Source organism: Bradyrhizobium sp. USDA 4503, from assembly GCF_054055815.1.
In genome coordinates this window covers 5,103,787-5,123,316 of the sequence record NZ_JBSRXS010000001.1, presented here as the reverse complement: position 1 = coordinate 5,123,316, position 19,530 = coordinate 5,103,787, and the positions used below count along the sequence as shown (strand labels likewise).

23 protein-coding genes are annotated in these 19,530 nt (G+C 65.6%); 10 read left to right on the top strand and 13 right to left on the bottom strand.

All coding sequences use genetic code 11. The features are described from left to right. Window positions 1-77: 77 nt before the first annotated feature. The 6 genes from ACVMIH_RS24630 to ACVMIH_RS24605 form a co-directional block, all read right to left on the bottom strand. Window positions 78-1,574, bottom strand: coding sequence for a sugar ABC transporter ATP-binding protein (locus tag ACVMIH_RS24630; protein ID WP_456863638.1), 1,497 nt, complete (start codon window positions 1,572-1,574; stop codon window positions 78-80). After that, window positions 1,571-2,668 (bottom strand): hypothetical protein, encoded by a 1,098-nt coding sequence (locus ACVMIH_RS24625; protein WP_456863635.1) that lies wholly within the window; start codon window positions 2,666-2,668, stop codon window positions 1,571-1,573. The genes ACVMIH_RS24630 and ACVMIH_RS24625 overlap by 4 nt, the downstream gene beginning before the upstream one ends. After that, the gene (locus ACVMIH_RS24620; protein ID WP_456863632.1) at window positions 2,665-4,788 is read right to left on the bottom strand and encodes an ABC transporter permease; all 2,124 of its coding nucleotides are present in this window, start codon (window positions 4,786-4,788) and stop codon (window positions 2,665-2,667) included. The genes ACVMIH_RS24625 and ACVMIH_RS24620 overlap by 4 nt, the downstream gene beginning before the upstream one ends. A 76-nt stretch (window positions 4,789-4,864) precedes the next feature. Then, entirely contained in the window at window positions 4,865-5,881 is a 1,017-nt protein-coding gene (locus tag ACVMIH_RS24615) for a sugar ABC transporter substrate-binding protein (RefSeq protein ID WP_057018945.1), read from the bottom strand. A gap of 42 nt (window positions 5,882-5,923) precedes the next feature. Continuing rightward, window positions 5,924-6,895: an ABC transporter permease gene (locus ACVMIH_RS24610; protein ID WP_057018944.1), complete on the bottom strand. Its 972-nt coding sequence runs from the start codon at window positions 6,893-6,895 to the stop codon at window positions 5,924-5,926. Between the two features lie 20 nt (window positions 6,896-6,915). Further along, the gene (locus tag ACVMIH_RS24605; RefSeq protein ID WP_176936742.1) at window positions 6,916-7,623 is read right to left on the bottom strand and encodes a TetR/AcrR family transcriptional regulator; all 708 of its coding nucleotides are present in this window, start codon (window positions 7,621-7,623) and stop codon (window positions 6,916-6,918) included. 392 nt (window positions 7,624-8,015) lie between these two features. On the opposite strand from ACVMIH_RS24605, the gene ACVMIH_RS24600 reads away from it, so the two are divergent. Continuing rightward, window positions 8,016-8,192, top strand: a complete 177-nt coding sequence (locus ACVMIH_RS24600) for an MJ0042-type zinc finger domain-containing protein (RefSeq protein ID WP_309249307.1) — start codon at window positions 8,016-8,018, stop codon at window positions 8,190-8,192. A gap of 68 nt (window positions 8,193-8,260) precedes the next feature. On the opposite strand, the gene ACVMIH_RS24595 is transcribed toward ACVMIH_RS24600, so the two are convergent. The 5 genes from ACVMIH_RS24595 to ACVMIH_RS24575 all read right to left on the bottom strand — a co-directional run bounded on the left by ACVMIH_RS24595 (window position 8,261) and on the right by ACVMIH_RS24575 (window position 11,479). Next, complete coding sequence (locus tag ACVMIH_RS24595) at window positions 8,261-9,523, bottom strand: MFS transporter (RefSeq protein ID WP_456863629.1); 1,263 nt, start codon at window positions 9,521-9,523, stop codon at window positions 8,261-8,263. Beyond that, window positions 9,520-9,849: a hypothetical protein gene (locus ACVMIH_RS24590; RefSeq protein ID WP_253588658.1), complete on the bottom strand. Its 330-nt coding sequence runs from the start codon at window positions 9,847-9,849 to the stop codon at window positions 9,520-9,522. The genes ACVMIH_RS24595 and ACVMIH_RS24590 overlap by 4 nt, the downstream gene beginning before the upstream one ends. Continuing rightward, window positions 9,836-10,450 carry an isochorismatase family protein gene (locus ACVMIH_RS24585; protein ID WP_456782832.1) on the bottom strand — a complete coding sequence of 205 codons (615 nt, stop codon included), beginning with the start codon at window positions 10,448-10,450 and terminating at the stop codon, window positions 9,836-9,838. Before ACVMIH_RS24585 ends, ACVMIH_RS24590 begins: the two co-directional genes overlap by 14 nt. Before the next feature lie 41 nt (window positions 10,451-10,491). Continuing rightward, entirely contained in the window at window positions 10,492-10,944 is a 453-nt protein-coding gene (locus ACVMIH_RS24580; protein ID WP_057018938.1) for a MarR family winged helix-turn-helix transcriptional regulator, read from the bottom strand. Between the two features lie 220 nt (window positions 10,945-11,164). After that, window positions 11,165-11,479 (bottom strand): hypothetical protein, encoded by a 315-nt coding sequence (locus ACVMIH_RS24575; protein ID WP_225161524.1) that lies wholly within the window; start codon window positions 11,477-11,479, stop codon window positions 11,165-11,167. 248 nt (window positions 11,480-11,727) lie between these two features. Here ACVMIH_RS24575 and ACVMIH_RS24570 point away from each other — a divergent pair, with 248 nt between their 5' ends. The 9 genes from ACVMIH_RS24570 to ACVMIH_RS24530 all read left to right on the top strand — a co-directional run bounded on the left by ACVMIH_RS24570 (window position 11,728) and on the right by ACVMIH_RS24530 (window position 18,041). Further along, window positions 11,728-12,798 carry a sensor histidine kinase gene (locus tag ACVMIH_RS24570; RefSeq protein ID WP_057018936.1) on the top strand — a complete coding sequence of 357 codons (1,071 nt, stop codon included), beginning with the start codon at window positions 11,728-11,730 and terminating at the stop codon, window positions 12,796-12,798. 49 nt (window positions 12,799-12,847) lie between these two features. Then, entirely contained in the window at window positions 12,848-13,504 is a 657-nt protein-coding gene (locus tag ACVMIH_RS24565; protein ID WP_028335911.1) for a response regulator transcription factor, read from the top strand. A 160-nt stretch (window positions 13,505-13,664) separates the two neighbouring features. Then, the gene (locus ACVMIH_RS24560; RefSeq protein ID WP_233442850.1) at window positions 13,665-14,030 is read left to right on the top strand and encodes a hypothetical protein; all 366 of its coding nucleotides are present in this window, start codon (window positions 13,665-13,667) and stop codon (window positions 14,028-14,030) included. Window position 14,031: 1 nt separating this feature from the next. Beyond that, window positions 14,032-15,783 carry an OmpA family protein gene (locus ACVMIH_RS24555; protein WP_316398012.1) on the top strand — a complete coding sequence of 584 codons (1,752 nt, stop codon included), beginning with the start codon at window positions 14,032-14,034 and terminating at the stop codon, window positions 15,781-15,783. After that, entirely contained in the window at window positions 15,783-16,277 is a 495-nt protein-coding gene (locus ACVMIH_RS24550; protein WP_456863625.1) for a GTP-binding protein, read from the top strand. The genes ACVMIH_RS24555 and ACVMIH_RS24550 overlap by 1 nt, the downstream gene beginning before the upstream one ends. A gap of 282 nt (window positions 16,278-16,559) precedes the next feature. Then, the gene (locus tag ACVMIH_RS24545; RefSeq protein ID WP_456863622.1) at window positions 16,560-16,964 is read left to right on the top strand and encodes a DUF3597 domain-containing protein; all 405 of its coding nucleotides are present in this window, start codon (window positions 16,560-16,562) and stop codon (window positions 16,962-16,964) included. A 77-nt stretch (window positions 16,965-17,041) separates the two neighbouring features. Then, window positions 17,042-17,326, top strand: coding sequence for a hypothetical protein (locus ACVMIH_RS24540; protein ID WP_229192794.1), 285 nt, complete (start codon window positions 17,042-17,044; stop codon window positions 17,324-17,326). Window positions 17,327-17,405: 79 nt separating this feature from the next. Beyond that, complete coding sequence (gene mscL / locus ACVMIH_RS24535; RefSeq protein ID WP_076834941.1) at window positions 17,406-17,825, top strand: large conductance mechanosensitive channel protein MscL; 420 nt, start codon at window positions 17,406-17,408, stop codon at window positions 17,823-17,825. Window positions 17,826-17,873: 48 nt separating this feature from the next. Next, window positions 17,874-18,041 carry a hypothetical protein gene (locus tag ACVMIH_RS24530; protein WP_168857300.1) on the top strand — a complete coding sequence of 56 codons (168 nt, stop codon included), beginning with the start codon at window positions 17,874-17,876 and terminating at the stop codon, window positions 18,039-18,041. A gap of 40 nt (window positions 18,042-18,081) precedes the next feature. On the opposite strand, the gene ACVMIH_RS24525 is transcribed toward ACVMIH_RS24530, so the two are convergent. Beyond that, the gene (locus ACVMIH_RS24525; RefSeq protein ID WP_456854608.1) at window positions 18,082-18,900 is read right to left on the bottom strand and encodes a class I SAM-dependent methyltransferase; all 819 of its coding nucleotides are present in this window, start codon (window positions 18,898-18,900) and stop codon (window positions 18,082-18,084) included. Further along, window positions 18,887-19,351, bottom strand: a complete 465-nt coding sequence (locus tag ACVMIH_RS24520) for an Rrf2 family transcriptional regulator (RefSeq protein WP_456854610.1) — start codon at window positions 19,349-19,351, stop codon at window positions 18,887-18,889. The genes ACVMIH_RS24525 and ACVMIH_RS24520 overlap by 14 nt, the downstream gene beginning before the upstream one ends. Window positions 19,352-19,530 lie beyond the last annotated feature (179 nt).

Genomic DNA, 19,530 nt, shown 5'->3' with positions numbered 1-19,530 from the left:
TGCCACCAGGATCGCGGCAGGCGGCTTCCCGCACCGCACCTGACGCTTCAACCAAAATCGCATCGCGCTTCAGGGCGTCAATGGATCGCCGCGTACATGATCTTCTCCTCGGTGGCTTCGAGCGCGGAGAATTCCTCCACCACCTTGCCCTGGCGCGAGACCAGGATGCGGTCGGACAGCGCCATGATCTCGGGCAGATAGGACGAGATCACCACCACCGCCTTGCCTTCGTCGGCGAGCTGGTTGATCAGCTCGTGGATCTCGACGATGGCGCCGACGTCGACACCACGGGTCGGTTCGTCGAAGATGATCAGCTCGGGCTCCTGCACCAGCGATTTGGCGATCACCACCTTCTGCTGGTTGCCGCCTGACAGCTCGACCACCTTGGCCTCGTCGCCGATGGCGCGAACCTTGAGGCGCTGGGTCCAGGTCTTGCCGACCGAATTGGTCTCGCGCCGCGACAACATCATGCGGCCCCCGGGAAACTTGGAAAGCAGGCCGAGATAGATGTTGCGGGCGATCGAGGCGGTTTCGAAGAAGCCCTCGACCTTGCGATCCTCGGTCACATAGGCGATGCCGGCCTTGACCGCCGGCGCCGGAACCCGGTAGCGCACTGGCTTGTCGTGCAGCAGTATCTCGCCGCCGTGGAAGAAGTCGCGCTTCAACACGCCGGAGACGATCTTGAAGGTCTCGGTGCGGCCCGCGCCGACCAGGCCGAACACGCCGGTGATCTGCCCGGCAAACACCGACAGCGAATTGTTCTTCACCATCGGCGCCATCTTGAGGTTCTGCACCGCGAGCACGCGCGCACCGGCCGGCCGGACGCTGGTCTTCCGCGCGCCATACAGCGTGTTGGAGAGGTCGCGTCCGACCATCGCCTGTACGATCGCCGCGCGGTCGAATTTCGCGGCGTCGTCGGTGATGACGTGCTTGCCGTCGCGCAGCACGGTGATGCGGTCGGCGAGCAACAGCGCCTCTTCCAGCGCGTGCGAGATGAAGATGATCGAGACGCCGCGCTTCTTGAGGTCACGGACCAGGTCGAAGAAATACTTCTTCTCTTCCGGCGTCAGCGACGCGGTCGGTTCGTCGAAGATGATGACCTTGGCCTTGTGCAGAACCGCACGCGCGATCTCCACCATTTGCTTCTTGGCGGCGCCGAGCCCGCTCACGGTGGCGGTCGGCGTCACGTCGAAATTCAGCGATTGCAGGAATTGCTGGGCGGCGATGTAGATGCCGCGCAGCCGGTTGTAGAATTTCTCCTGCCCGAGGAACAGGTTTTGCGCGACCGTCATGGTCGGCACCAGGCTGTTCTCCTGGAACACCATGGCGATGCCGAGATTGCGCGCCTCCAGCGGCGTCCGCGGCGCGACCTCCGCGCCATCGACACTCATGCCGCCGGACGTCAAGGTCACGACGCCGGCCATCACCTTGGTCAGCGTCGACTTGCCGGCGCCATTCTCGCCGACCAGCGCGTGAATCTCACCGCGGCGCAGATCAAAGTCGACGCCCTCGATGGCGGGCACGCCCGCGTAAAGCTTGGTGGCCTTGCGCAGGGACAACACGGTGTCGCTCATGAGCCTGTCTCCTCGGCGAGCCCGGCGAGGGGCAGTTTCAGCACGCGGCCCGGTCCCTTGGCGATCAGCACAAGGTCACCGCCCAGCTCGAGCGCCGCGACGATGCCGTGATTGATGCCGTCGACCCGGCTGTGCAGCGAATACTTTGGCTTGCCGTCCTCGCTCAGCCGGATGACGAGGCCGTAGGAGCGCGGCGGCGCCCACGGCTTGATCACGCCCATCGTCTTGATGTGGGCGCCCTGCATCGGCTCCTTGAACGAGAACCCCGAGCGCAGCCGCGGCGCCACCCAATAGGCCGGGTCGATCTCGGCCATCATGCGGCGCCGGTAGGCCGGCTCGCGCAGTACGAACTCGATCAGCTGGGTGCGTGCGGTGAATGCGGTGAGCCAATAGCCGCCGCCCGCGGCCTTCGACAGCCGCGACGGATAGACGGGCAAATGGCCGAGCACGACCTGCAGCGGCCGTCCGTTCGAGACGAGGACGAGGCGATGCCGCCAGCTCTCGCTGACCAGCACGCCGTCGCCGCGTGCGCAGGCGCCGAAGGCGTAGCCGAGCTTCGAGGCCAGCGGCTGCGCCGATTTGGTCTTGGGGTCGAGCCGGAACACGCGGCCGCTCCGGTTGAGCTCCATCAGGTCGCGCGCCCAATCATCGATGCCGCAGGTCACCGAGCCGTCGGTTGCGATCAGGGTCCCGTCGCCGGCCTGCGTCAGCGCGTTGATCGAGTTGAAGACGGCGTCGCTGAACGTCACGCTCGGCTCGCCCGACGAGGGATCGGCGTAGAGCCGCACCTCGCGGCCGCCGAGCGCGACCGCGATGCCGCCGCCGGTGAGCGCGCAGAGCGCCGAAATCGGCTGCTCGAAGCTGCGCAGCTCGGCCGCGCCGCCGCCGTCGAGGCGCAGCAGGCGCCGGCCGTCGGCGACATAGAGGTTGCGGCCGTCGGTTGCGAGATCCTCTAGCGCCTCGCATTCCAGCAAGGTCGTCGCCGTCTCCAGCTTTTGATTCGGCTTGAGCGCGCCGTCGAACGACGGCACGGTGATGGTGGCCTCGCCACGGCCGAGAAAGCGGTTGGCGAATTCCCTGACGGCCGCGATCACGACAGCTTCCCCCAGCGCTTGTCATACTGCACGAAGTTCGGGTCCGCGTTCTCCAGCTTGTAGCGGCCGATCCGGTTGTTCATGATGCCGCCGAGATAGAGATAGCCGCGATGCTCGCGCATCGAGGTGATCATCGGATGGTTCTCGCCGTGCAGGTCCCAGAACGATTCGAGGATCTTGCCCTGCTCGTTGAACTTGACCACGCAGCCGGTGTTGATGTTCGGGAACAGCCATTCGTCGACCGGGACGCGCTTGGCCATGCGGCGGCGGAAGCCCGGCATCTTCCAGGCGAGGTCGAGCGAGGGGCTGCGCATGCCGACCAGCGCCAGCCAGTAATTGCCGTCGGAGGCGAGATTGATGTTGTCGGGATAGCCCGGCAGATTGTCCATCACCACCTCGACCTGGCCCTTCTTCGGCCCCGCGAACCACAGCCGCTTGATCGAGCAGCCGAAGGTCTCGGCGAACAGGATCGACTGGCCGTCGCTGGCGACGCAGATGCCGTTGGGGAATTTGAGGCCGCGCAGTGCCGTATGCGTGGCGCCGGTCCTGGTGTCGTAGCAGATGATGCGGCCGTTGCCGCGCGCCTCGAGGCCGTCGATCGGCCATTCGTCCATCTCGTAGCGCACGGTCGCTTCGGAGAAGAAGATCAGGCCGTCGTCGGTGATGTCGAGGTCGTCGGCCAGCCGCAGGCGGCTGTCGTCGTTCACCGAATGCATGCTGCGGTTGGTCTCGTCGGTCGCCTTCTCCACGGTGCCGTCGGGCGTGATGCGGTAAAGGCCCATGCCGCCGATGCAGACATAGAGATTGTCCTGCCGGTCGAACGCCATGCCGAGCGGCTGACCGCCGATATGGGCGAACACCTCCATGCGCTGATAATCGGGCGCATGGAAGCGGATGATGTCGCCATGGCGCGAGCCGGCGTAGAGATTGTTGTTGCGATCGAGGATCACGTCCTCCGGCGCCTCGATGCGGCCGAGGCCGATCAATTCGACGTCGCGCAGCTTGTCGTTCTGCTCGAACGGGCCGCCCTGGCCGATCTCGGTGGCCGGCGGCGGCGGCAGCGCATGATAGGTCGGCGCGACATAGACCTTGCTGATGATGCGGGTGCGGTTCTTCTGCCAGCGGATGTCGACCATCGCTGCGACCAGCAGGATGCCCGCCAGCGCCATGCGGTTGATGCCGCCACGCGCATTGAGCGTGGTCAGGCCGTTGGTGATCAAGAGCACGATCAGCACGCCGACCAGCGATTTTGCGACCGAGCCCTTGCCGCCGCCGAGCGTGATGCCGCCGAGCACGGTCGCGGTCAGCACGATCACCTCGAGGCCGACGCCGATATCGCCGCCGACGGTGCCGAGCCGGGCCGCGAAGAACAGCGCGGCGATGCTGGTCAGCACGCCGCTTGCGACATAGCAGAGCGCGATGGTGCGGCGGACCGGAATGCCGGAATTGTAGGCGGAACGGCGCGAGCCGCCGATCGCGGTGATGTGCCAGCCCGGGCGCAGCCGGGTCATGAAGATATGGCCGAAGATGGCGATCGCGATGTAGACGATTGCGACGCTCGGAATGCCGAACACGTCGCCGCCGCCGATGAAATTCCAGGACGGGATGTCGGGGAAGGCCGCGGCGATCGAATTGGAGTAGCGTTGGATCAACAGATCGAACGCCGAGCGGTAGATGATCAGGGTGATCAGCGTGGTGATGAAGGCGCGCAGCCTTAAGTAGCCGATCAGGACGCCATTGACGGCGCCGAGCAGTGCACCGCAGACGAGGGTGGCGACGACCACCGCGGGCACCGGCCAGTTCAGCACGTCGAGCAGATAGAGCGCGCAGAAATCCGTCAGCGCGAAGATCGAGCCGACCGACAGATCGATGCCGCCGACGATGACGACCAGCGCCATGCCGAGGCCGATAAAGCCGATTTCGCCGGCCTGCCGCGCGGTGTCGGCAAGGCTCGACGGCGACAGGAAGTGATCGATGGAACGGCTGAGCGCGAAGCCGACGATCAAAAGCAGGATCACCGGTATTGCGGTCTCGGTCCAACGCTTGGACAGGATCTCGCCGAGGAGATGATCCGGCCAGTAGCGGTAACGCAGGCTCGTCAGGGTGTCGCGCATCGGCATTCCAGCAAGGCGTTCGATTTGGGAAAATCGACGTCCCGGGTGAGATCGCCCGGGACGTCGAGCGGGAATGGTTCGACTATTTTTTCAGGTCACTGAGATTCCAGCACGCGGTCTGGCTGTCCGCGTTCTCTTTGGTGATCGGAATCAGCGTCGTGTATTCCGACCCCTTGATCGAGCCGGCCTTGGCGCCCGACGACAGCAGCCATTTGATCGTGCCGGCCATCTGCGCGGCCTGGGTGGGCACGTCGTAGCTCATGTTGAGATCGAACGCGCCGGACTTCACCAGCTCGCAGGCGCCCTTGCGCTCGCCGCCGCCAGAGGTCGCGACGAACACCTTGCCGGTCAGGCCGGCTTCCTTCACCGCAGCGGCGGTGCCGATGTCCATGCCGTCCCAGAAGCCGACGATGCCGCAAAGATCAGGATTCTGCTTCAGCACGGTCTGGGTGATCGCCTTGGCCTTCGCGGCATCCCAGTCGGCCGCCTGGCTCGAGACCACCTTGATCTCCGGATGCTTGGCGAGCACGTTCTCGACGCCCTTGAGCGTGTAGGCGCTGGCGGCCGCCGAGAGCGCGCCCTGCACGATGGCGATCTTGTTCGACTTGCCCTGGCAGGCCTTCACCACGGCTTCGGTGTCCCGCTCGCCGATCTCGATCCAGTTGGCGCCGACAAAGGCCGACGAGCGATAGGCCGATCCCATGTTGATCTGGATGACGTAGATGCCTTCGTTCTCGGCGCGCTGCAGCAACTTGGCGTAGGTCTGCACGTCCGGATTGTGGATCACCATCACGGCCGGCTTCTCCGAGATCAACGAGGTCACCGCCTGCGCGCCGGCATTGGTGTTCCAGTTGGGATCGCGGATTTCGAACTTCACGCCGAAGGGCTCGAGCTCCTTCTTCATGCCGGCGTACCAGCCTTCGGTGAGGTCGAAGTTCATGGCGACCGGAACGTAGGCCACCGTCTTGCCGGCGAGAGCTTCCCTGAACGGCTTCTGGAACGGCTCGTCCAGGCCCTGCTGGGCCAGAGCCGGGGCGGCGATGGCGGCAAGCCCAAGCGCCGCGGCGATCACCTTTGCAGTGCTGACAGCGTATTTCATTGCTTCCTCCTTGGTCGTGATTGAATGTTCTTGTGGCTTGGTTCAGATGTCGCCCTGCTGTGCCGTTTCTTCGTTGCGCGGATTCAGGAATGAATCCGTGATGACGGCGAGCAGCAGGACGACACCCTTGACGAGATTTTGTCCGGCGTAGGAAATGTCCATGATGGTCATGCCGTTCAGCATGGTGCCGATCAGCAGCGTGCCGATGATGACGTTGAGGACGCCGCCGCGGCCGCCCGACAGGCCGATGCCGCCGAGCACGACGACGAGGATGACGTCGTAGATCAGGGTCGAATTGAAGATGCGGGTCGGCATCGAGTTGACCGATGCCGCCATCACGAGGCCCGCGAAGCAGCCGATCAGCGCCGCGACGACGTATTGCAGCACGATGATCGGGCGCGAGGGGATGCCGGTGACGCGGGCGGCGTAGGGATTATCGCCGATCGCGTAGATATAGGCGCCCCAGCGCGTCTGGCGCAGCAGGAACGCGACCACGACGCAAGCGATCGCGAACATCACGATCGAGGTCGGGATGCCGAGGATGGTGCCTTGTCCGAGCCGCTCGAAGCCTTTCATGCCGTCGCTCCACTGCACGACGTCGAGCTGAAACAGCGCGGCCTGCCCGAGGCCGGCGAGCAGCAGGCCGGTCGCCAGCGTCGCAAACAGCGAAGGGACCTCGGCATAGGCGATCAGCCAGCCGTTGACCAGGCCGAACGCGATCGTGAGCAGCACCGCCGTCGCGAGCGCGGCCGGCAGCGAGTGGCCGTTCTGCACCATCTGCAGCACGAGCCCCGGCGGCACCGCGAGGGCTGCGATCAGCGAGATGTCGATGCCGCGCCCGATCACGACGATCGCCATCGCAAGCCCGAGGATGCCGAGCACCGCGACGTTCTGCAGCAGCGTCAGCATGTTCTCCGGCGTCAGGAAGCCGCGCAGGAAGATCGAGAACGCCAGGAACAGCACGGCAAAGACGGCGAAGACGATCTCCTGTTGATTGAACCGCAATCGCTTCATTGCCTCGTCCTTCCTTGCGTCTATAGGTGCGCCGTCTGCCTGGATCTGGTGCGGGAGCCGGTCGCGACACGGCCGGGCCGCGTCCTGGCTGCGACCGCAGCGTCGACGAATGCGCCGACGGTGTTGATGTAGGCCTCGATCGAGGTGCCGCGTCTGCGGTACTTGGCGCGCTTGACGTACCAGTCCTGCAGCAGCGGCTTGATCAGCGAGGCGGTCAGCGTGACCTGGTCGATCGCAAACACGCCGCTGGCGACGCCCTGCTTGAGGACCCCGGCGATGATCTTCTCGGTCATCACCTCCATCTCGATGGCGCGCTGGCGCTCCGCCGGCGGAAACGACTTCGCTTCCATGAAGCAGAACACGAACCAGGGCTGCATCGCCTCGCTCATCCGGACATGGGTCGCGATGATCCAGTGCAGATGCTTGCGCGCATCCTGCTTCACGTCCGCGGGCGGCGAGTTGAGGACCTCCGCCACCGTCTCGGCGACCTCGCCGAGGATCATCGACAGCAGCGTCGGCTTGCTGTCGAAATACGTATAAAGGCCGCCCATGCTGAGGCCCGAGGCCTCCGCGAGCTGGCGCAGCGTGGTGGCGTGAAAGCCGTGCTTGTTGGAAAGCGTGAGCGTGGCGCCGATGATGCGCGTGAGATTCGGAACGGCGAGATGAGTTTTCTGGACCCGGATGGAATCCCGATGACGTTCGAGGATGCGTGCGCAAAGCACGTCCATCGCGAACGCATTCGCCGTCCCCGGTCGCTGACGCGCGAGACCCACGTTGCCTCCCTGGCTATGCTCCCGGACCATTTCATTTTGTTGCTGGTCCGGGCTGGGGCTTTACGCCCTTGCGTAATTCCTAGCCCACGAAATGGCGCCCGGAAAAGGGGGATGATGAAATTTTCTGAGAGAGCGCTCGCTCGTTTTTTGGTCCGCAGCCGTGTTGCCCGGCCTGGGCGCGTCGTCGTTCCGGCCATCGTCGGGAACTTTGCGCGCTGAAAGCACAGCACAAATTCCAGGTAGTCTGGTCGACCAGTACGCCGGTTAGACGGGCGTCACATTCCGATGATGGGCGTGTGGGAAGCTCAAGAGCGCAACGGCTTGCTGATTCGATGCGAAAATCTGACGTGACGTGCCCCCATTGCCAGGCCGGCTATCGCCGGATCGAACTGACGTCGAAAGGCGGCGCCGCGGGTGAGTTTCGTTGCCTGGTGTGCGAACACATCATCGAGCTGATGGATGGTTCGACCGACGTCGCCTTTCGGCTGACCGTGCAGCCGGGCAAGACGTCCTACGCCTACTAGCGTTTTCGGTTCGCGTGAAGGACTCGTGCTCAAACACAGGGTAGCAGCGCCGGTCGGTGGCGCCATGCTCAACGCTGCTGCGGCAGGTTGACCTCGCTCCTTCGCGCCTCCTGGCTGCGGCGCTCGGCTTCGCCGTCCGATCGGGACAGCATGCCGATCGCCACGATCGCTGCGGCAAAGCCGGCCGCGGCGCCGACGCCGAGTGCCCAGCGCGGGCCGAGGTGATCGGCGACCCAGCCGACGATCGGCGCGCCGATCGGCGTGCCGCCGAGCGCAACGCCGAGCCGCAGCGCCATCACCCGTCCGCGCATCGCCGGCTCGGTCGAGAGCTGCATCAGCGCGTTCGAGGTGTTGGTGACGGTCAGCGCGGCGACGCCGATCACGGCCAGCGCCGCGGCGAACAGCCAATAGCTCGGCGCCAATGCGGCGAGCGTGCAGCCCAGCCCGAAGATCGCGGCACCCAGCATCAGCGAGCCGAAGCGCGGCTCCTCGCGGCTCGCTGCCAGCAGCGCGCCCGACATCGTTCCGAGCGCCATTATCGACGACAGCAGGCCGAAGCCGCGCGCATCGGTGTGGAACACGCCAACCGCCATGGTGGAAATGAAGATCGGAAAGTTCAGTCCGAAGGTCCCGATCAGAAACAGCATGATCAGCGTCGCCCTGAGATCGGGCCGCGACCAGACATAGTGGAAGCCCTGCATCACGCTGCCCTTGGTACGATGGGCGCGCGCGTTCGGGCGCAGCTCGGAGGTGCGCAGCAGGGTCAGCGAGGTCAGCACCGCCAGGAACGATGCGCCGTTGAACAGGAATGCCCAGCCGGTGCCGACGGAGGCGATAATCAGGCCGGCGACGGCGGGGCCGATCATGCGCGCGGCGTTGAACGAGGTCGAGTTCAGCGCGATCGCATTCGACAGATTGGTATCGCTGACCAGTTCGGCGACGAAGGTCTGTCGCACCGGGGCATCGAGCGCCGCCGCGCAGCCGGACAGGAACGCGAAGGTGTAGACGTGCCAGAGCTGCACCAGCCCGGTGACGGTGAGAATGCCGAGGATGAGTGCGAGCGCGCCCATCGTCGCCTGGGTCGCCATCAGCAGTTTGCGCTGGTTGAAGTGATCGGCGGCAAAGCCGGTCCACGGCATCAATAATAGTTGTGGCCCGAATTGCAGCGCCATCACGATGCCGACGGCGGACGCGCTGTGATTTGTCAGCTGGGTGAGAACCAGCCAGTCCTGCGCCGCGCGCTGCATCCAGGTGCCGATGTTGGATACCAGCGCGCCGGCCGCCCAGACCCGGTAGTTGAAGCTCGCGAGCGATCGAAATACGCGTCTCATGTTCTCTGAGGTTCATTCCCGCCGTGAAACCGCCCGAACCGCCGCGCCAGGAACAGGCCGATCAGAAGACCGCCGAGCCCGAGCGCTGCAACGTCGCTGGTGGTTCGCAAGCCAAAGTCGCCGACGCGGCAGACCAGAAGATATCCGACCGCGAGGTTGAAGAAGCCCCACACGATGTTGACGGTCGATGAGGACAGGCCTTCGCCGGGCGGTTTGGCGAACGGGCTCTGGAACGCTTCGCCCATCATGCCGGCGACGACGTGGGGGATCGCATTGGTGAGAAAGACGCCGCCGAAGAAATAGGCGACGAGATCAAGCCAGTTCATGCGAGTTGGTCCTTTCAACGAGATCGATGATCGCCTGCGTCGAGCCGGTTTCGCCAAGCCGCGGGAACACGTGCTCGATGCTGTATTCATGTGCGTGCGACCGCGCATCGGTCATGGCGTCGATTGCGAGCGTGACGTTGAAGCCCGCCTCATAGGCCTGTCTCGCCGTCGATTCGACGCCGCCCGCGGTGGCGACGCCGGCGATCACGACTTGCGTGACGCCGCGCGCTCTCAGCAGGCTTTCGAGGTCGGTGCTGGCAAATGCGCCTCGCGTTCGCTTGGTCACAACGATGTCGCCGGTCTGTCGGTCGAGCTCCGGAATGAGATCGGTCCATCCGTCGGGAAGCGGGCCGCCAAATGGATTTCCAATTGGATTTCCAATTGGATTTCCATGGCGCGGCGCCTGCTCGGTTCGTCCCGGCGAGCTGCCGTCGACATTGACCAGCGCGACCGGCAGACCGTGCCGTCGGAACGCAGTGCCAAGCGCGGCCGCGCGAGCCACGATGTCGCCGATCGGATGGGCGAAGGGCCAGCCCATGAGGCCGCTTTGTAGATCGATGACGATCAATGCGGTGATCGGATCGAGCGTCGTCAGGGCCATGGTCGTTACCTTTCTCGCAAGCTGTCGCGGCGCAGCCGGCCTCAATCCTCGACCAGCCGCTTCAGCAAGCCGACGGCGGCGGCGAGTTCGTCCTGCTCCCGCGCCGACAGCCGCGCGGCGATGGTGCGCGACAGCCAGTCCTGCCGCGCGGCGCGGCCGGTGCGCAGCCGCTCGCGGCAGCTATCGGTGAGCGACATGATGGTCTGCCGGCCGTCGTCCGGATCCGGCGCGCCGCGGACCAGGCCCGCAGCCTCGAGCGCCGATATCGCCGAGCTCATCGATTGCGGACGCATACCCTCCGATCGCGCCAGGCTGGACACGGTCGCGGGGCCATCCTTTTCGAGGCGAAGCAGCACCGCGACCTGGGAAGGCGGGAGGTCCTCGCGCTGACCCTGCTCGCGAAGCCGCCGCTTCAGCCTTCCAATCAACAGGCGAAGATCTTCGGCCAGCGCGGATGTGCGCGCCGAGCCGGGGCGGGCCGGTACATTGCTCATGCCCGATCAGATAGCATATATGAAGGTAAACTGTAAAGATTATCTTCGCAGTTTATCTGCATACGTGTCCTGCTGCAGCCCGCCGGCTGGTTTGACGCTATTCGCAGCCGGAATCGGCGCGGCACGCGAGAGCGTCCGCGCACATGTGACGCCGGCCAAGCTTCAACGGAGAAATGCTGGACGGTGAGGGCTTCGAGCGCCTCAGCGCAATGGCGCGCGCTCACTCGGGCGCAGCGTCGCTGCTTGCCGCGGCCTCGTACATCTCGCGCGCGCGCCTGGTCACGGCCGCATAGCGCGCCGTTGCGCTGAGGCTCATCAGGCCGGCGCGCACCAGTCCGAGAATGGCGCGTCGGGAGTGGAACGGCCCCGTCTTGCTCGCGGCATATCCGCGCGGATAGAGCTGCAGGCGGCCGGCGAGCGCTTCCTGCAATGCCATCTTCTGGGTTGCGCTCAGGCGCCGGCGCCGCGCGGGCTTGCTTGCTTCCGCCAGCATGCGCAGCTCGATGCCCGACGGTTTCCGTGGTGCGCCCTTCATTGTCAGCTCACATTCCGGCCGACTGGCGCGACCTTTCGCGAGGCCCGGCGCCCGGCCGGCATCGCCATGGACGCCGGCATGTGGCACATCATGGCTTGCGCTGTTGCTCATTCGTGAGACAGAACCGCATTTCGAGCAGCCGTGGCATCTGACGAAGGTCAGGACCGGTTGTGACGAAAGTCATATTCGTTTGCGACCGCTGCCGGCTTACGCCAGAGTGGGCTGCTCGCTGAGTTGATGGGCAACGCATGATCGATCTGAGCGCGGATTTGCTTGCGGCCGCAGAAGCCGACGTCATCGGTCTCGCCGTCATCGGCGCCGATCGAAGCATGCAGCGGAAGATCGGCCGGCTGGTCGAGTGGCTTCCCGCAACCGGCGTCGATTGCTGCGAGTGTGTGTTGCTGGTCGGCATGGAGGCCGAGCTGGCGGCGCTTGCCAGCGGCCAGCGGGACATGATCGCGCTGGCCGGTGTGCGTGGCGCGTCGCCTGACATCACGCAGCCGATGACGGCGGTCGTGCTGTGGAACGGCGCGCAGTCGCATTACTTCGTCATCGCCATGCCGGATTTTGCCGGCCGTCAGGTCGAAACGCTGCTCGGCAGCGAGCGCCGCGCCCGGCGCCTGATGGAGCAGCAGCTCGAGGCGGCGAGCGCGGAGGTGCGCTTTGCCTCGCTGGCGCGGACGCGGCTGCGGCTGGCTCGCGATCTGCACGATACGCTGGTGCACTCGATCGTGGCGCTGCTGACCCAGATCCGGCTGATCCGGCATTATTTGTCGGCCGATCCCGCCCGTGTGGCGGACAGCCTCGCGACAGCTGAAGATGCGGCCGCGAGCGGCCTGAACCGCGCCCGCGAAGCCATCGACCGCCTGCGCACGCCCGACGACCTGAAGCTTGATCCCGATGTCGAGGGGCTGCTCAGCGACTTCGCCGCGCGCAGCGGTGTCAGGGTGTCGATCCAGATCGACGAAGCGGCGCGCTCCGGCCTGCGCGATTGCGGCCTGACGGTTCAGCGCATCCTCAGCGAGGCACTGCGCAATGTTCAGACGCATGCGCGGGCGCGCCGCGTTTTCTTTCACGCCTTCGACGAACCGGCCGCGGTCGGCCGCAAGCTGATTGTCGAGATCCGCGATGACGGCCGCGGCTTCGATCTCGCGGTCCCGACGCCAGGACATTTCGGATTGATTGGCATGGCCGAATTTGCTGAACTTGTCGGCGGCAGCTGCGCGGTGGAGAGCGCGCCCGGGCAGGGAACGCTGGTCCGGATCTCGCTCCCCGTGGCGGTGCCGCCGGCAGCGTCAGCCGGCGTGCTGGCCGATTGAATTCGTTGCCGCGCATGCAACGCGTTTTCGAGAGGATGACGGAAAGCCCGTGAGCAGAATTGAGAAGATACGGGTGCTGATCGCCGAGGATCAGACGCTGATCAGGGAAGGTATCGCGACGCTGCTCGCCCAGCAGAACGACGATTTCGAGATCCTGCCCGGCGCGGCCGACGGCGAGCAGGCCATCGAATTCGCGCGGCGCTATCGGCCGGATGTCATCCTGATGGACCTGCAGATGCCGCGGGTCGACGGCATCGCCGCGACCCAGCGGATTCTCCGCGAATTACCTCAGACCCATATCGTGGTGCTGACGACGTTCGAGACCAACGACCTGATCTTCGAGGCGGTGAGCGCAGGCGCCAAGGCGTATCTCTTGAAGGACGCTAGGATGGAGGAGATCGCCTCGACGATCCGCGCGGTCATCAACGGTCAGTCCGGGCTTTCGCCCGGCGTCGCCGCGCGCATCCTCGACGAGTTCAAGCGGCTGCGCGGCCCGCGCGTCTCGGCGAAGCTGCCGGTTCGCGACGGGCTGACGGCGCGGGAGAATGAAATTCTTACGCTGATCGTCGAGGGCAAGAGCAACACCGAGATCGGCGAGCAGCTGCATTTGGCCGAAGGAACCGTGAAGAACTATGTCAGCACGATTCTGGAGAAATGCCAGGTCAAGAACCGTACAGAACTCGCAATAAAGGCAATAACTTACTAGAAATAATTGGCCGCGATCGCACAACCACGCGGTTGATCCGGCTGAGATTGCTCGCCTTTCTCTGGGCCGCGCCCGCAAAATTGGCTATAGGGTTGTTTCGGATTTGCTTTTTGACACCGCAGGTCCGGATTGCGCGGCTACGAGTAAGCGGGAAATGACCATGAAGGGTATCGAGCGCCAGACCAAAGGTACGGACGGACCGGCGGACGCTGCGGCGGCCGGCAACGGCGTGGATCCGGCGGCGCATGGCATGGCGGCGATCGATCAGGTTCGCGACCTGCTGTTCGGCGGCGCGCAACGTTCGCTCGAGACCAACCTCTCGGGTCTGCGCGAGGAGATGCAGGCATCGCTCAAGCAGATGCAGGCGGACTTCACTAACGAGCTCACCGCGCTTTCTGCGCGGCTCTCCGACCTCGAGCGGGATACCGAGCAGAAGCGGCTCGACTCGCTGAAGGATGTCGGCGCGGCGATCACCCAGCTCGGCTCGGTCATCAGCGGATTGGGATCCGGCCGCACGGGCAAATAGCATGGCAGCTGCTGCCGGCCAGAACCGCGAGATCGAGCAGCTCAAGACATTGCTGTTTCAGCCCGAGGCGACGCGTCTGACGTCGCTGGAGGCCGACCTCGACTCGCTGCAGCGCTATGTCGGCAACGCCGACCGCCTGGAGACGGCAACCGCGGGCATCCTGGTCGAGGCGCTGGAGCGCGCCGAGGTCAACCGGCCGCGCGAGCTCGCCAGCGCGATTGCGCCGGTCGTGGTCTCGGCGATCCGCAGCGAGATCAAGAACTCGCGCGAGCAGATGATCGAGGCGCTCTATCCGATCGTCGGCCGTCTGGTCAGCGCCGCGGTGGCAAATTCGTTCAGGGAGCTGGTTGCCTCGCTCGAGCAGCGCATCAATGCGTTGACCTCGGCGCAATTGTGGGTCGGCCGCGTCAAATCGCTGGTGACGGGACGCCCGATCAGCGAATTCGTGCTCGCCGATCAGCCGCCGCAGATCAACCGGCTCCTGATCATCGAACGCGGCAATGGCCGCCTGATCGCGGACTGGAAGCGCGATGCGACCGCCGACGAACGCGCCGACCTGCTCAGCGCGATGGTCGCGGCGATTCTGGAATTCTCCGTGCAGGCGCTGGCCGGCGAAGGCAATCTGCAGACGCTCGATTTCGGCGGACGGCAGCTCGCGCTGCGCGCCTCGCCCCGCTTCATCCTGGCGGCGGAGTGCCTGGGACCGCTGCGGCCCGCCGACAACGCCAGGATCAACTCGTTGTTCTTCGATGCGATCGAGCGCATCGACCGCGGCGCGGATTGCGACGGGCCGATGCTGGCGTCGCTGGCTGCCGCGATCGAGACCGACGATACGCCACGGCGGATCGCGAGCCGGCGCGGCAAGGTGATCCTGTTCGCCTTGCTCGCGGCCGTGGCCGCGCTGCTGCTCTGGCTTGCCGCGACATCGGTGACGCGCGGCCTGTTGGAGCGGCGGACCCAGGCGGCGCTGGAACAGCTCGCCGCAAAGCAGCCGTTGCTGGCCTCGTTCCCGCTGCGGCTCGACTTCGATCACGGCAGCCGAAGCGTGGCCGTTTCAGGCATCGAGCCGAGCCAGCTGGAAACCGCGCCGTTGATCGATGCGCTCGCCGCGGCCGCGGCACCGTACAAGATCGTCAACCACATCGGTCTGGTGTCCGCACCCGAGCAAATCGCGGCATCGCAGGCCGGCATCGCGGGCCTGCAGCAGAGCCTGACGCGCCTGCAGGCGAGCCTCGACCAGATGCGCGAGGCGATCGGTGCGCAGGCGAAGTCGGGCGACCAGAAATATGTCGCCCTGACCGAGCAATATGACAGGCTCGGCGAGCAGTATGCCAAATTGGCCGAGCAATATTCGAAGCTGCAAGCCGTCGCCGACGGTCCGGCGGCGCGGCTCGACCGCTTCATCGCCACCACCGCGATCTTCTTCGCGAACAATTCAGACGAAGTCCTCGACAACGACCAGGCCGAGCAGCAGCTGCGCGAACTCGCCGGACTAATGGCGAACAACGATCTCAGGCTGCGCATCGTCGGCTATGCCGATCAGAGCGGCACGGAAGGCACCAACCGGACGCTGGCGCGCAAGCGAGCCGAGCAGGTCCAGCGCAGGCTGACTGCGCTCGGGGTCGATCCGTCGCGGCTGATTTTGGTTTCGCGCGCGGCGACGATGCCGATCACCGACCGGGTCGACGCCACCGTCGGCGGTAATCGCCGCGTGGCGTTCGAGACGGTCTATCGAGGCGAAGTGGCCCGCTGATGCTCACCGCGAAAGTCATGCTGCTCGGCGATATGGGGGTCGGCAAGACGTCGATCCTCTATCGGCTGATCTACAACCGGTTCGAGGGCCAGTACAAATCGACGCTGGGCGTCGAGATCCTGAGCTACGACGTGGCGCCGGCGGATGCTCCGATGCGCCTCGTGCTGTGGGACACCGACGGCGATTTCGGCACGCAGATCTTCGACACGGTCTATGTCACCGGCGCATCCGCCGCCATCATCGTGTCCGACGTCACGCGGCCGCAGACGGTGACCCGCATGGTGGAACTGGTCCGCGGCTTCGAGGAGCGCTTCCCGGGCCGGCCCTACCGGGCGCTGCTGAACAAGATCGACTTGCCGGAAGCCGCGGGCAGCGCGGGCGCGATTGCCGGGCTTGCGAAGTCGAGCGTCAAATCGGTCAGCGCCAAGACCGGCGTCGGCGTCGCCGAGAGCTTTGTCGAACTCGCCCAGACCATCCGCCGCCGCCAGCTCTAGCTAGCGACAACGCGCACACGTCTGTGTCAGCCGCCCCGACTTCTCGGGGCTGGCGAATCGGGCCGGGACGGCTGACTTCATCGCACGTGGGGCGTACGATGAAAGGCTCTCGCGCAGCCGCAGAAAGCCGCACGCTTTCTCCGCCGACAGCACCACGCCGTCCCACACTCCGATAGTGACGATGGTCATCTTCCGCTCGGCCAATGGCCTGCCTATCGTCCGCCCCGTCACTGGAAACAGCCACGGGACGAACGGTGTCTCGGGCGCACGGAGCGAGAGATCATGAGCATTTTTGGAAGCATCATGGGTGCAATCTTCGGCCACGGCGCCCAGGCCAAAACCGCTGAGAGCACAACGGCGGCTGCGCCCGGCGCAGCGCCATCGACGTCGACGTCTGCATCTGCTGCGCCCGGCACGGCGGCGCCACAAACCGTCGACGTCGCCGCGATCGTCGACAAGGCGGCCGCGGCGACCGGCGAGAAGCTCGACTGGCGCAGCTCGATCGTCGACCTGATGAAGGCGCTCGGCCTCGACAGCAGCCTTGCGGCGCGCAAGGAGCTCGCGAAGGAGCTGCACTACACCGGCGACACCAGCAACACCGCCACCATGAATGTCTGGCTGCATCAGCAGGTGATGGCGAAGCTCGCCGCCAATGGCGGCAAGCTGCCGGACGACATCAAGACCTGACGTCCCGCCTCCAGCCGCGCGCGGCGCTCGCGCCCGCGCGGTTCCGAACGATGTGTATTGCGTGAGGAGCAGTTGCGATGACCTCATCTCATCCTGCCATCCTGAACAGGCCGCGCGCTGGTGTGGTGCGGTCCGCCGTATTGGTCGGCGCGGCACTCGGATCCGTCGCGCTGGCGCTCGGCATCGATGTCGCCACCGCCCGCGCGGATAACGCCCGCGACGAGCCGCGGCCGGAAAATGCGAATGTGCAGCGCGCCGCGCAGAACCCGCCGCCGGCGCGGGTCATCCTGCCGGCGCCATGGGAGCAGGCCGCGCCTGCTCAGCCGGTCGCGGCGCCCGCGAAGCCGGCCGATCGCAAATAATCCTTCGCCCCCCTTGGAGCGGTCGGCGACCCGGTCGCCGGGCCGTGCCACGGCATTCGTTTGGAAAACAGGAGATCACATGCTGAAGGAATTCAGGGAATTCGCCATGAAGGGCAACGTCGTCGATCTCGCCGTCGGCGTGATCATCGGCGCGGCGTTCGGCGCGATCGTCTCGTCGATGGTGGCCGATGTCATCATGCCGATCATCGGCGCGATCAGCGGCGGGCTCGACTTCTCCAACTATTTCACGGCGCTGTCGAAGTCGGTGACGGCGACCAACCTGGCCGATGCCAAGAAGCAGGGCGCGGTGCTGGCCTGGGGCAACTTCCTGACGCTGACGCTCAACTTCCTGATCGTCGCCTTCGTGCTGTTCATCGTGGTCCGCCTCATGAACCAGCTCAAGCGCGAAGCGCCCGCGGCGCCGGCCGAACCGCCGAAGCCGACCAAGGATCAGGAGCTGCTCACCGAGATTCGCGATCTCCTCAAGTCGCGCGCGTAGCGATCGCGCCTCGTATCGCGCGTACAGCCCCAGCTCTGGAGCCTAGCCATGCCAGATCAGGTCAAGCTGCCCCGAAAATTATCGCAAGAGCCCGGTGGTGCAGAGCCGCTGCGGCCGAGCCATCGGCGGGTGATCGAGGAACTCGACCGCTGGGCCAACAGTCCCGGGCTGCAGCCGCCGAGCGATGAAGAAAAGCCGGACGACGACAAGCGCTAGGCGGCCATAACCTCGCACGACCGGATCGCGGCTGTTTCGGTCAAGCCCGCCGGGCCGTCGCGATCAGCGCGGTCGACGGAATCGCGAAGCTGTCGCCGACCCGCCTGCGCTGGATCTCGGCGCGGAAGGCGCGCGCGACTGCGGCGCTCTGGTCGGCATCGAGCCCGCTCCAATGCGGCATGAACTCGAACAATTTGTCGACGTCGGCGGGATTGGCGACATTGAGCTTGAAGTCGTGGGTGATCTCGGCAATCGCCGGATCGGAGAAGCCGGCGGCGATGAGCGCAGCGGCGAGGCGGTCGGGGTCGGCGAGCTCGGCGAGGCCCGTGCACGGCATCGGCGTGACATTGTCGGGATAGAGCCGCCGGATGATCTGCGAGAGCAGGAGATGCACGGCGGCGCCATCGGCGCTCTTCCAGACCGCAATCGCCGCCGATCCGCCCGGTCGCGTCACCCGCGCCATCTCGCTGAGGCCGGCGCGCCAGTCCGGAAACAGCATCACGCCGAATACCGACACAGCCGCGTCGAACGCGGCATTCGGCAGATCGAGCGCCTGGCCGTCCATTTGCCGCGCCTCGATATTCGCCACACCATGCGCGCGGACCCGCGCCACCATGCCGGCGGAGAAATCGATCGCGGTGACCTCGGCTCCGGTGCGGGCGGCGGCCAGCGCCGCGGCGCCCGTGCCGGTGGCGACGTCGATCACCCTGGATGACGGGTCGATCGGAAGCGTTGCGACCGCGGCGTCGGCGAACAGCGTCGTGAACGGCTGCGACTGCGCCTCATAGGCGGCGACCATTTTGTCCCAGTGCGCGGGATCGTTGTACGGCAGAGGTTTCGCCTGCTCACTTGACTGCATGAATCTGGTCCTCGAGATTTTGTTTGTGTTTGGCGAGCCGGCGATTGAAATCTTTCGCGAGCGCATCGAGCGTCACCGCGCCGAGCCGCTTCAGGAACAGCGCCTCGACCTCGCGAAACGTGTCTCCGAGCGCGTCGTTGACGGCCTGTTCGACCAGGCAGCCGGGATTTTCCGAGCGATGGCCCATCGCGACGATCGTGGGCGCGCCCACCGCGCGATAGATGTCGGCAAGCGTGATGTCGGAGGGATCGCGCGCCAGCGTCCAGCCGCCGCCATGGCCCTTCTCCGAATGCACCAGACCCTGCTCGCGCAGCCCCGCCATCACGCGGCGCACCACCACAGGGTTGGTGGCCATCGCCTGCGCAAGTTGCTCCGACGTCACCGGCTCGCCGGCCCCGATCATGTGGAGCAGGCCATGCAGGACGCTCGACAGGCGGCTATCACGTATCATGTAACTTCATATGTTACATGAAGCGGCGGCCGTCAAGGGGGCGATGGTCTGTCGCCCTCCTACCTCCCCTTGAAAAGGGGAGGTCGCTTTGCTCGTCAGAGCAAAGGGGGTGGGGATCAGCTCGCTCCACTTGCAGCGTCGTCTGCGGCTGACCCCCATCCCGACCTTCCCCCTGAAAG

Bases quoted from the DNA above. Each gene is read 5' to 3' on its own strand.
- ACVMIH_RS24595 (WP_456863629.1), bottom strand. From the start codon at position 9,523: ATGAGACGCGTATTTCGATCGCTCGCGAGCTTCAACTACCGGGTCTGG.
- ACVMIH_RS24525 (WP_456854608.1), bottom strand. From the start codon at position 18,900: ATGCAGTCAAGTGAGCAGGCGAAACCTCTGCCGTACAACGATCCCGCG.
- ACVMIH_RS24620 (WP_456863632.1), bottom strand. From the start codon at position 4,788: ATGCCGATGCGCGACACCCTGACGAGCCTGCGTTACCGCTACTGGCCG.
- ACVMIH_RS24580 (WP_057018938.1), bottom strand. From the start codon at position 10,944: ATGAGCAATGTACCGGCCCGCCCCGGCTCGGCGCGCACATCCGCGCTG.
- ACVMIH_RS24615 (WP_057018945.1), bottom strand. From the start codon at position 5,881: ATGAAATACGCTGTCAGCACTGCAAAGGTGATCGCCGCGGCGCTTGGG.
- ACVMIH_RS24545 (WP_456863622.1), top strand. From the start codon at position 16,560: ATGAGCATTTTTGGAAGCATCATGGGTGCAATCTTCGGCCACGGCGCC.
- ACVMIH_RS24520 (WP_456854610.1), bottom strand. From the start codon at position 19,351: ATGATACGTGATAGCCGCCTGTCGAGCGTCCTGCATGGCCTGCTCCAC.
- ACVMIH_RS24585 (WP_456782832.1), bottom strand. From the start codon at position 10,450: ATGGCCCTGACGACGCTCGATCCGATCACCGCATTGATCGTCATCGAT.
- ACVMIH_RS24560 (WP_233442850.1), top strand. From the start codon at position 13,665: ATGAAGGGTATCGAGCGCCAGACCAAAGGTACGGACGGACCGGCGGAC.
- ACVMIH_RS24605 (WP_176936742.1), bottom strand. From the start codon at position 7,623: ATGGACGTGCTTTGCGCACGCATCCTCGAACGTCATCGGGATTCCATC.
- ACVMIH_RS24540 (WP_229192794.1), top strand. From the start codon at position 17,042: ATGACCTCATCTCATCCTGCCATCCTGAACAGGCCGCGCGCTGGTGTG.
- ACVMIH_RS24550 (WP_456863625.1), top strand. From the start codon at position 15,783: ATGCTCACCGCGAAAGTCATGCTGCTCGGCGATATGGGGGTCGGCAAG.
- ACVMIH_RS24570 (WP_057018936.1), top strand. From the start codon at position 11,728: ATGATCGATCTGAGCGCGGATTTGCTTGCGGCCGCAGAAGCCGACGTC.
- ACVMIH_RS24555 (WP_316398012.1), top strand. From the start codon at position 14,032: ATGGCAGCTGCTGCCGGCCAGAACCGCGAGATCGAGCAGCTCAAGACA.
- ACVMIH_RS24530 (WP_168857300.1), top strand. From the start codon at position 17,874: ATGCCAGATCAGGTCAAGCTGCCCCGAAAATTATCGCAAGAGCCCGGT.
- ACVMIH_RS24575 (WP_225161524.1), bottom strand. From the start codon at position 11,479: ATGAAGGGCGCACCACGGAAACCGTCGGGCATCGAGCTGCGCATGCTG.
- mscL (WP_076834941.1), top strand. From the start codon at position 17,406: ATGCTGAAGGAATTCAGGGAATTCGCCATGAAGGGCAACGTCGTCGAT.
- ACVMIH_RS24630 (WP_456863638.1), bottom strand. From the start codon at position 1,574: ATGAGCGACACCGTGTTGTCCCTGCGCAAGGCCACCAAGCTTTACGCG.
- ACVMIH_RS24610 (WP_057018944.1), bottom strand. From the start codon at position 6,895: ATGAAGCGATTGCGGTTCAATCAACAGGAGATCGTCTTCGCCGTCTTT.
- ACVMIH_RS24590 (WP_253588658.1), bottom strand. From the start codon at position 9,849: ATGAACTGGCTTGATCTCGTCGCCTATTTCTTCGGCGGCGTCTTTCTC.